The following is a 9,691-nucleotide window of genomic DNA, read 5'->3' on the forward strand; positions in this document are numbered from 1 at the left end:
CCTTTCCTACGGAACTCAAAGAAGTCGTATCATGAAAGTTCCCGAATAGCTGATGTAGATCAGCACTTCTCAGGTGATTATTTGAGACCATGCAACAAGTGCTGTTCGGACGCCCCGGATGGGCGCGGTCCTCAACAGGGAGCATAATAACATGTCCAACAATAACACAGACTCAGGAATTGCGGCACTGTCCATTTGCGAGGCTCTGCTTCTTGCACTGAATGATGCAAAGGTTCTGCCCGAGAGCGAGATCATGGGCATTCTTAAAGACGCGGCTGTATCGCATGAAAACGCCAGCGGTTCAGATGCCGAAATGGAAACGCACGGCAACGTCGCATCCCTGATCAATCAGATCATTGCTGGCGGCAATTCGGTTCGCAGACCTTGAGACAGCGGCCATCGCAATCCAGCGTCGTTTTTGGGGAAGGGGAGAAAACTCTCAGGCTACCGTGCACGACAACTGCATTTCGCCTCACGCCACGTATTTCTTCATATGGACCCAATACTATTGATAAGATGGCTGCATGAATTCTGGACGCATAGCATCAGCGTTGATGTTTACAATCATTACAGCAGCAAAAGGAGACCACCGATGAAACCGAACGAATTTAATGAAAAAGTTCATGAACTGGAAGAAGCCCTGAACGAACGTATGGGTGAAGTCGCACGAACCAAGACCTCAGAAGCTGAGAATCAGGAACTATCGGCCATCCAGCAACGGATTAAAATCTTCCTCGAAGGCGTCAACAAACTGAATGGCGAAGAAGATAAGAGCGAATTGGTGCGGCAAGCTGATGAATTGCTACTCGAACTACGTCAGCACCGAGCGTGACAGGTGAATGGCCCGCAGGGTTGCGATGTTGAGAATTGATCATGAGCAACTGAGATAGGCACGTTTGGCAAGGTGGTGAAACGGCCATTATTCAAGTTGTTGTTGGCATTTGACCTGCAGGGACATCCAAGTGATCAAAGCAGCGGATATGGCCGGGGGTAATTGTCAAGGTGCGTACAGTTGGGAAATATGTGATTTTGTCTAAAGTGGCTCAAACTTTATTAGACGTTACCCATTTTGTGCACTTTGAGAAAACGTTGATTTTGACAACTGGAGGTGGAAATGTTTAACGAGATCATTGTCGCTTTTGATGGCTCAGATCATTCCGAGTCTGCGTTGCTAGTCGCTTGCGACTTGGCAGCCAAATATCAAGCGAGCCTGCATGTCATTCACGTCCCCGAATTGCACAAACCAACCGCTGGGGTTGCCGGAACGCCAGTAAGTGTTCTTTCCCAAGAAAATGCTCTGCATCAAGCTGGTGACGTCATAATAAAGCGTGCCGAAACTTTAGCAAAAGAAACAGGGCAACCGCTCAGTTCGACCTTGTTGCTGACTGGGCCTACCGCGCAAGCCATTCTTGAAGTGGCTCACACGAAAGGCGCAGACCTGATTGTCTCTGGACGTCGGGGCCTTAGCAATCTGAAAGGAATGCTCATTGGCAGTGTGTCCCAGCAATTAGCATCAGATGCCCATTGCGCTGTTCTGACAGTAAAAGCGGGTAATGTGCGGCAGCAGTGATACAACCGCATTCTTGCAGCCATCCATCGACTTCGCGCACCGCCGACTCTTCCATGACGGTGTCTGCAGCAAAACCTAAAAGAATGCGGCGCGACGGGTCTGCCCAAACGGATGTCGATCAGGCCAAAAACTGGGCCAAGCGCTAAATCGCTACGCGATAGGGCGCTTTTTACGGGCGTTGTGCTGAGTAGGTATTTGTTGCGCGGGTTCTGGTGTCGGGAGTGTCCTGTTGGTCGAGGTGATTTTACCTCGATTGACAGAGGATTTTCCTATGAACATCCAGCATTCGACACCAACGACACCCCTTCGCGTGCGCATGATTTCGGACATGAGTGCGCGCAATTTGGGGCCTGCATCCCAGACCAGCCACCTGCGCGCCTGTAAGCGTTTTGCGGCTTGGCTGAGGCGATCTCCCGAGGCGTCCACGCCAGACGATGTGAAGTATTTCCAGCAGCATTTGATCGAGAGCGGTGTCAGTATTTGCACGCGGAACCAGACGATGACAGGCGTCAAATTTCTGTTCCGGGTGACCCTACGGCGGCATGATTTGGTTGCAGAGATCTTCCACCTCAGAGAGCCGGACCGGGTGCCGTTGGTGCTGAGCCAAAAGGAGATAAAGCGCATTTTGGCCATGGCTCCCAGCCTGAAAGCCAAAGTCATGCTGTCGCTCGCCTATGGCTGTGGTCTGCGCGCGGGCGAAGTCGTTCGGCTGAAAGTCGGCGACATCGACAGTGCCCAAGAAATCATCCGCATCGTGCAGGCGAAGGGACGCAAGGATCGCAACGTGATGCTGCCGTCGGATATTTTGGGCCTGCTGCGCGAGTGGTGGAAAGAGCGCCCGACCGGCCAGGACAAGGATGTGCCAGCGCCCGAGCGGGTCCTATTCCCAGGATATCGCGGCAAGCATCTCTCGGCGCGGCAATTGTCGCGGTTGTTCAAGGAGACTGCGCGGGAAGCTGGGATCACCAAACGTGTCACGCTGCATACGTTGCGCCATTCGTTTGCAACCCATCTACTGGAACGCGGCGTCGATATCAGGGTGATCCAAGCCCTCCTGGGGCATTCCAAACTTACGACAACGGCGCGATATGCACGCGTCGCCACAGGTATGATTGCGGCGGTGGACAGTCCTCTGGACGATCTGAACGGGACCAAGCGCAAGAAGGGCAAGGTCAGGCCTTAATAGGCCACCATGTCTGGTACATCGCTAGAGGTTGCGGACATCTTTCGCGACCATGGTGCTGCGTGGCGCGCCGCCAACAAGGGGCATGTCAGCCTGAACCAGATGAAGGTGATGTCTGCCATCGAGCGTTGTCGCACAGCGGCGCTTGGCGGACATGTTGCGCGTTGCGACGACTGCAAACACGAGCACATCGCCTACAACTCGTGCCGTAATCGCCATTGCCCCAAGTGTCAGTCCGGTGCTGCCAAAACCTGGTTGACGGCGCGCGAGGCCGAACTGCTGCCAGTGCGGTATTTCCACCTCGTTTTCACCCTGCCCAAACCCATCGCCGATATCGCGCATCAAAACAAACGAGAGATCTACAACCTGCTGATGCGGGCGAGTGCTGACACGGTGATAAAGATCGCGGCTGACCCAAAGCACCTTGGTGCCCGGGTCGGCATAACATCCGTGCTGCATACGTGGGGCTCAGCAATGACGCATCACCCCCACGTCCACATGATTGTGCCGGGTGGAGGTTTGTCAGTGGACGGGGCAAAGTGGATCGCCTGCCGCAAAAACTTCTTTCTCTCCGTCAGGGTTCTATCCCGTTTGTATCGCCGATTCATTCTGGAAGGGCTGGTCCGATTGCACAAAGCTGGAAAGCTACAGTTCTTCGGTAATCATGCGGACCTTGTCGACATGACCAAGTTTGCGGCAGTCCTCGCCCCACTGCGCAAAATCGACTGGGTCGTGTACGCCAAGGAACCCTTCGCCGGACCAAAGGCGGTGCTCGCTTATCTGTCACGCTATACCCACAGGGTCGCGATTTCCAATAGCCGCTTAATCCGGGCAGACGCCGATCATGTCACCTTCCGCGTCAAGAATTACCGCGCCAAAGGGTCTGGCCGCCAAACTACCATGACGTTGACAACTGCTGAATTCATCCGCCGCTTCCTGATCCATGTGCTCCCAAGAGGCCAGCACCGCATCCGCCACTACGGCTTCTTCGGAAATGGCAACCGCGCGGCCAATATCGCCAAGATCAGGGAGCTGCTCAGTGTCAAAGCCCCAAGTGCAGATCAAAGCAATGATGACCTCGCTGGGAGCACCGATGACCACGCCCGAACACTCGCAATCCCTTGTCCGTGCTGCGGCGGGCGACTGGTCATCGTCGATGCATTCGATCCACTACAGCAACCCAGAGCGCCACCTGTCAAGAAGAGGGCCGCCGCATGACATACATGCACGATACATCGCTAACTGTTCCCTCAACTGCAAGCCATACGGCGCGCGGCCCAACAACCCTGTGCAAGTCTATAATATCAACGGCCCAAAAGTTGCTGAACCCTACGCCAGGCCACGCATATCGTCAGAAAACATGCGAAAACCCTGCTAAACTCGAATGCTCAGGCCCTGCGACCGCGTGCTATCTAGCCAAATATAAAGCTGGCACTCATCGCAAATCCCCATAGACACAGCTGATCCGCCCAGACCAACCCCGCGATTTCCCGCTTGAGCGCTTCTCCGACGCCAGCAACGCCAAGCGTCACTCAAACCGCGCGCGTGGCGTCCGAGAAACCTGCACCAAAAATCGCTCCGCGATAGGGGTGCTCGTGGCGGGTGTTGCGCTGAATAAGAATTGGCTTCGCGGATTTTGATGTTGGGTGTGAGCTGTTGATCGAGGTGATTTTGCCTCGATCAACAGAGGATATTTCCATGAACATTCAGCATCCTACCCCAACGACACCCCTTCGTGCGCGCATGATATCCGATATGTCGGGGCGCAATCTTGGCCCCGCATCCCAGACAAGTCACCTGCGCGCCTGTAAACGTTTTGCGGCTTGGCTCGGGCGCTCGCCAGAGACTGCCACGCCAGACGATGTGAAGTATTTCCAACGGCATCTGATCGAGAGCGGAACCAGCATCTGCACGCGCAATCAAACGATGACAGGTGTTAAATTTCTGCTCCGCGTGACCCTCCGTCGGCACGATCTGGTGGCTGAGATCTTCCATCTCAGAGAGCCGGACCGGGTGCCACTGGTGTTGAGCCAAAAGGAGATCAAACGCATTCTCGCCATGGCTCTCAGCTTGAAAGCCCGCGTTATGCTGTCGCTGGCCTATGGCTGTGGCTTGCGTGCGGGTGAGGTCGTTCGACTGAAGGTAGGCGACATCGACAGCCCTCAACAGATCATCCGTATTGTCCAATCGAAGGGCCGTAAAGATCGCAATGTTATGCTGCCGTCGGACATTTTGGGCCTGCTGCGCGCGTGGTGGAAAGAGCGCCCGACTGGTCAGGACAAGGATGTGTCCGCACCCGAACGGGTTCTTTTCCCCGGATATGGTGGCAAACATCTCTCGGCTCGGCAGTTGTCGCGGTTGTTCAAGGAAACTGCGCGGGAAGCTGGGATCAGCAAGCGTGTCACGCTGCATACATCGCGCCATAGCTTTGCGACCCATCTGCTGGAGCGCGGCGTCGATATTCGGGTGATACAAGCCCTCCTGGGGCATTCCAAGCTCACGACAACGGCGCGATATGCTCGCGTGGCAACCGGAATGATCGCTGCGGTGGACAGCCCGCTAGACGACCTGAACGGGTCTAAGCGCAAGAAGGGCAAGGTCAGGCCTTAATAGGCCACCATGTCAGGTACATCGCTAGAGGTTGCGGACATCTTGCGCGACCATGGTGCTGCGTGGCGCGGCACCAACAAGGGGCATGTAAGCCTGAACCAGATGAAGGTCATGTTTGCCATCGAACGTTGTCGCACAGCGGCGCTTGGCGGACATGTTGCGCGTTGCGACAACTGCAAATACGAGCACATCGCTTATAACTCATGTCGCAATCGTCACTGTCCCAAATGCCAATCCGGTGCTGCCAAAACCTGGTTGGCGGCGCGCGAGGCCGAACTGCTGCCCGTGCGATATTTCCACCTTGTCTTCACCCTGCCCAAACCCATCGCTGACATCGCGCATCAAAACAAACGCGAAGTTTACAATCTGTTGATGCGGGCAAGTGCCGACACCGTGCTCAAGATCGCTGCCGACCCGAAGCACCTCGGCGCGCGGGCTGGCATAATATCGGTGCTTCATACATGGGGATCAGCGATGACGCACCACCCCCATGTGCATATGATCGTACCAGGTGGTGGCTTGTCTGTTGATGGCACGAAATGGATCGCCTGCCGCAAGAACTTCTTCCTGTCTGTCCGGGTTCTATCCCGCTTGTACCGACGTCTCATCCTGGATGGGTTGATCAAGTTGCACAAAGCAGGGAACCTACAATTCTTCGGCGATCACGCGGATCTTGTCGACATGACAAAGTTCGCAGCAGTCCTCGCCCCATTGCGCAAAATCGATTGGATTGTTTATGCCAAGGAACCTTTCGCTGGACCAAAGGCAGTGCTGGCATATCTATCGCGCTATACGCACCGTGTCGCGATCTCTAATAGACGCTTAATCCGGGCCGATGCAGATCATGTCACCTTCCGGGTCAAGAATTACCGCGCCAAAGGTGCTGGTCGCCAAACCACCATGAGGCTGGCAACCCCAGAGTTTATCCGCCGCTTCTTGATCCACGTGCTCCCCAGAGGACAGCATCGCATTCGCCATTACGGGTTTTACGGAAACGGCAACCGCGCGACCAATATCGCTGCGATCAGGAATTTGCTCGGAGGCAAAGCGCCAAGTACAGATCAGGCCGATGGCGACCTCAGCGAAAGCACCGATGACCAGCCCCGAACACTTGCAATCCCTTGTCCATGCTGCGGCGGCAAATTGGTTATCGTCGACGCGTTCGACCCACTACAGCACCCCAGAGCGCCGCCTGTCAGAACGAGATCCGCCGCATGACATACATGCGCGATAGGTCGATAACTGTTCCCTCAACCGCATGCCACACGGCGCGCGGCCCAACAGCCCTGTGGAAATATTTAGCAATGTGGTCCAAAAGATTCCCAAACCAGTGGGATGCGGCGCATATCGACCCAAACCCTCACAAAAGCAAACTAAACTCAAAGGCGAAAGCCCAGCGAGCGCGTGCTATCCAGCAAGATACAAAGCACGCGCACCTCGTAAATCCCCATAGACACCGCTGATCCACCCAGACCAACCCCGCGATTTCCCGCTTGAGCGCTTCTCCGACGCCAGGCAACGCAACGCGTCACTCAAACGCCGCGCGTGGCGTCCGAGAAACCTGCACCAAACCGGCCATCGAGACCAGAAATCGCGCTCAGGTCGTACGTCAGATGCCACTATGACGGCACAGCGGGCCCAAAAGGCTTGATTGGGGTACAAAAATCAGCAGCAACATGCCGGAGATGGCACTCTATTTGGGGAATGTCGGCTCAACTGTGGGGAGGGATCCCCCTGTCGTCTATGCGCAATGCCGCCAAGGCTAACCTGTATCAAGGCACCAGTATTCCACTGTCTGTATACTATTTAACAGCACTTCAATGTTCATTGTGGGGATTTAGACGGAGACGACTTCCCGCATTATGACAAACTCAATTTGAGAGGAAAATTACAATGCGCTATACAATGAGACCCACACCCTTCCCTTTCGCAGTAAGCATTATGGCCCTTATGGTGGCGGGCCCCGCAATGGCGCAGGACGAGGTTCAGATTCTTAGCGACTGGACCTACGGCACGCTTTACTCCAGCGGCTGGAGTGTCGAGAATATGTTCGACACGACCGAGATCATCGACACCACCGGCGAAGAGATCGGCGATGTGGAGAACGTCATCTTCAGCAATGACGGCAAGGTGCTTGGCATTGTCGCAGAGGTCGGTGGCTTTTGGGACATTGGCGACACCCATGTCTTCGTGCCATGGGATGAGGTGATGATCGGCGACACGATCCAGCAGGCTCAGGTGCCGGTAACCGAGGCGGCGATTGAAGATTATGACGGATTTAGCGGTTACTGGGGCGAAGAACAGGTGATCACCGAGGCCGACACTAACGCAACCACCGACGTCGACGACAATCTTGTGGCTGGTGCCGAAATCTTCAAGGCCACCGACTTGATCGGCGATTTCGTCCACCTCAATGACGGCGCGCGCTACGGCTACGTTTCGGACATCATCGTCGAGAACGGCGCGATCTCGGCCATCGTGATCGACGCGGCCAGCTATGGCCGTCGTGGCTACTATGCCTATCCCTACTACCGCGGCGGATCGTCGCCCGCGAGCCCGCGCTACGACATGCCCTACGGTGGGGCAGAGGTCGATCCCATCGAGAACTTCGACTACGAGCAGCTGCGATCGCGTGTAGTGGAGTAGCGGTCACTGCACCTTCCTGGCGACCAGAATGGGGTCTCAATAATTTCGAGCAGATCGTCTCTGCTCAGCCGACGGCCGTTTCGGTGCATCTGTCCTATAAGTTCATCACTGAGGACCAGCCTTGGTGCTTCAAGTTGAGGCCGACCGCATCCGGGGGGTAACCTAACACTAAACTGATAATTTACTTTAAATAGTAACAGTGGTGCTTTTCGGGCGTATTCACTGGAAAGCGCCACCGCATTGCGGATAAGCCTTAAATAAAAGGAGTACGCCCATGCCCGATCTGCTCAAGATCACAGGGGACAAGACCAAGCTCGTCATCGAAACCGTGGACGGCCCTGTCGAGATCGTTCGCCAGCAAAACGATATGCAACTTATCACCGGGGTGCTGCAGTCGATGGTTCCCGTTCCGGGCGTTATTCCTGTGGGAGAACTCGAGGTTCTTGCGGCGCTCGCGGATCCTGAATTTCTCGTCGTCGACATGCGAGAGCCCGAGTGGCGACTCAAGGCGACCATTCCAGGGAGCGTCTCAATTCCCTTTAGCGAAGTGACGCAGCGGCTTGAAGAACTGGGCTGCACACGAGACGCAAAGGGATGGGTATGCACCGTTGCGAAAAAAGTGGTGGCGTTCTGCAACGGTCCCGCTTGTCCGCAGAGCCCAACCGCCTTCCACGCAATGGTACGCGACGGATTTCCGCCTGAGAGGATATATTATTACCGCGGCGGCATGCAGGATTGGCTTGTTCTCGGGCTGACGACGACCTCCGTTCCTGCGCGATAGGAGAACGCTAAGTTCGACTGTAGAACTGTCGTCGGATGGAGATGGCGATATCGCTATTTATTGGTGGGCTTGTGGCGACTTCAGCTGGGATCTACCCGTTTTCCGGCTTTTTCTGCGGCTTAGTTGACATAATTGGACAGTACGTTGCGTTTGTCTTGAAGGTAGCCCTGCTGAATGTGCTTCGCCTGCACCGTGCGATCGTTGGCCTGGTCAATTGTGAGTCATCGGTCGCACCAAAAATGCAGCCAAGACCTTGTTCCAATTGAATATTACAACAATTTTCTTGAAAAGACGGCGCCCGTGGTTGTTTTCTTGCACCCGGATCGGCGCATCACCACAAGGCAATTCGCAATCCCGTCAACTTTTCTTAGACGGTAAATTACGCGTGTAGTTCGTATACTGACCCAGATCAGGGCACCGGGCCCGATAATGTCCGCCAAACTAGTTGTGATGACGTGGGTCTGGTGTCCCCTTCACCATATCGCGTCAACCGCTCGCGGCGCGCGATGCTACTCTGACGGTGACAGGTCCAAACCAAGGTCTTTGAGGCATGATCGACATCAGTGCGGGGCATGATCGGCGTGTTACCGTCAGAAATTCCTATGAGTAGGAGACGCCGATGGGCGCGCTTTGGCGCTCAGGCCGATATCACCAAGGAGACAGGCACATGAATACGCCAGAAACCAAATTTGAGAAGTTTGAAAGCCAATTCGCCGAATGGAAGGCCCAAATTGCAAAGCTTGAAACACAGGCAGCGGAGGCTGGTGCCGAGGCAAAACCCGCTTTTTTGCGCGAGGTTGATGAGCTATACTCCGAGTCCTGCGGAATCCGATTTTGATGGCTTGACGGCTGGGTTTGAAACGATTCAGCTATGCCTATGATCCGCCCCGGCTTTCTTTCC

At 55.1% G+C, this 9,691-nt stretch carries 10 protein-coding genes; 9 read left to right on the forward strand and 1 reads right to left on the reverse strand.

Annotated elements, in window-relative coordinates; genetic code table 11:
• The first annotated feature begins 151 nt into the window (after window positions 1-151).
• The 9 genes from BM174_RS18560 (at window position 152) to BM174_RS18600 (ending at window position 8,790) form a co-directional block, all read left to right on the forward strand.
• Window positions 152-388 carry a hypothetical protein gene (locus BM174_RS18560; RefSeq protein WP_093925334.1) on the forward strand — a complete coding sequence of 79 codons (237 nt, stop codon included), beginning with the start codon at window positions 152-154 and terminating at the stop codon, window positions 386-388.
• Window positions 389-592: 204 nt separating this feature from the next.
• On the forward strand, window positions 593-832 hold the full coding sequence (locus tag BM174_RS18565; protein WP_093925335.1) for a hypothetical protein: 240 nt from the start codon (window positions 593-595) through the stop codon (window positions 830-832).
• Between the two features lie 282 nt (window positions 833-1,114).
• Window positions 1,115-1,570, forward strand: a complete 456-nt coding sequence (locus tag BM174_RS18570) for a universal stress protein (protein ID WP_093925336.1) — start codon at window positions 1,115-1,117, stop codon at window positions 1,568-1,570.
• A 271-nt stretch (window positions 1,571-1,841) separates the two neighbouring features.
• Window positions 1,842-2,753, forward strand: coding sequence for a tyrosine-type recombinase/integrase (locus BM174_RS18575; RefSeq protein ID WP_093925337.1), 912 nt, complete (start codon window positions 1,842-1,844; stop codon window positions 2,751-2,753).
• A gap of 9 nt (window positions 2,754-2,762) precedes the next feature.
• Window positions 2,763-3,971 carry an IS91 family transposase gene (locus tag BM174_RS18580; RefSeq protein ID WP_093925338.1) on the forward strand — a complete coding sequence of 403 codons (1,209 nt, stop codon included), beginning with the start codon at window positions 2,763-2,765 and terminating at the stop codon, window positions 3,969-3,971.
• A gap of 480 nt (window positions 3,972-4,451) precedes the next feature.
• Complete coding sequence (locus BM174_RS18585) at window positions 4,452-5,363, forward strand: tyrosine-type recombinase/integrase (protein ID WP_093925339.1); 912 nt, start codon at window positions 4,452-4,454, stop codon at window positions 5,361-5,363.
• Between the two features lie 9 nt (window positions 5,364-5,372).
• Window positions 5,373-6,581: an IS91 family transposase gene (locus BM174_RS18590; RefSeq protein WP_093925340.1), complete on the forward strand. Its 1,209-nt coding sequence runs from the start codon at window positions 5,373-5,375 to the stop codon at window positions 6,579-6,581.
• 675 nt (window positions 6,582-7,256) lie between these two features.
• Window positions 7,257-8,009, forward strand: a complete 753-nt coding sequence (locus BM174_RS18595) for a PRC-barrel domain-containing protein (RefSeq protein WP_093925341.1) — start codon at window positions 7,257-7,259, stop codon at window positions 8,007-8,009.
• A 274-nt stretch (window positions 8,010-8,283) separates the two neighbouring features.
• Window positions 8,284-8,790, forward strand: coding sequence for a rhodanese-like domain-containing protein (locus BM174_RS18600; RefSeq protein ID WP_093925342.1), 507 nt, complete (start codon window positions 8,284-8,286; stop codon window positions 8,788-8,790).
• Between the two features lie 648 nt (window positions 8,791-9,438).
• Here the strand turns inward: BM174_RS18600 and BM174_RS21270 are convergent.
• The coding region (locus tag BM174_RS21270) for a hypothetical protein (protein WP_218152948.1) at window positions 9,439-9,691 on the reverse strand (253 nt) is incomplete at its 5' end.

The sequence above is a fragment of the Sulfitobacter brevis genome (assembly GCF_900112755.1).
Lineage (GTDB): Bacteria > Pseudomonadota > Alphaproteobacteria > Rhodobacterales > Rhodobacteraceae > Sulfitobacter > Sulfitobacter brevis.

Bases quoted from the DNA above. Each gene is read 5' to 3' on its own strand.
- BM174_RS18560 (WP_093925334.1), top strand. From the start codon at position 152: ATGTCCAACAATAACACAGACTCAGGAATTGCGGCACTGTCCATTTGC.
- BM174_RS18565 (WP_093925335.1), top strand. From the start codon at position 593: ATGAAACCGAACGAATTTAATGAAAAAGTTCATGAACTGGAAGAAGCC.
- BM174_RS18570 (WP_093925336.1), top strand. From the start codon at position 1,115: ATGTTTAACGAGATCATTGTCGCTTTTGATGGCTCAGATCATTCCGAG.
- BM174_RS18575 (WP_093925337.1), top strand. From the start codon at position 1,842: ATGAACATCCAGCATTCGACACCAACGACACCCCTTCGCGTGCGCATG.
- BM174_RS18580 (WP_093925338.1), top strand. From the start codon at position 2,763: ATGTCTGGTACATCGCTAGAGGTTGCGGACATCTTTCGCGACCATGGT.
- BM174_RS18585 (WP_093925339.1), top strand. From the start codon at position 4,452: ATGAACATTCAGCATCCTACCCCAACGACACCCCTTCGTGCGCGCATG.
- BM174_RS18590 (WP_093925340.1), top strand. From the start codon at position 5,373: ATGTCAGGTACATCGCTAGAGGTTGCGGACATCTTGCGCGACCATGGT.
- BM174_RS18595 (WP_093925341.1), top strand. From the start codon at position 7,257: ATGCGCTATACAATGAGACCCACACCCTTCCCTTTCGCAGTAAGCATT.
- BM174_RS18600 (WP_093925342.1), top strand. From the start codon at position 8,284: ATGCCCGATCTGCTCAAGATCACAGGGGACAAGACCAAGCTCGTCATC.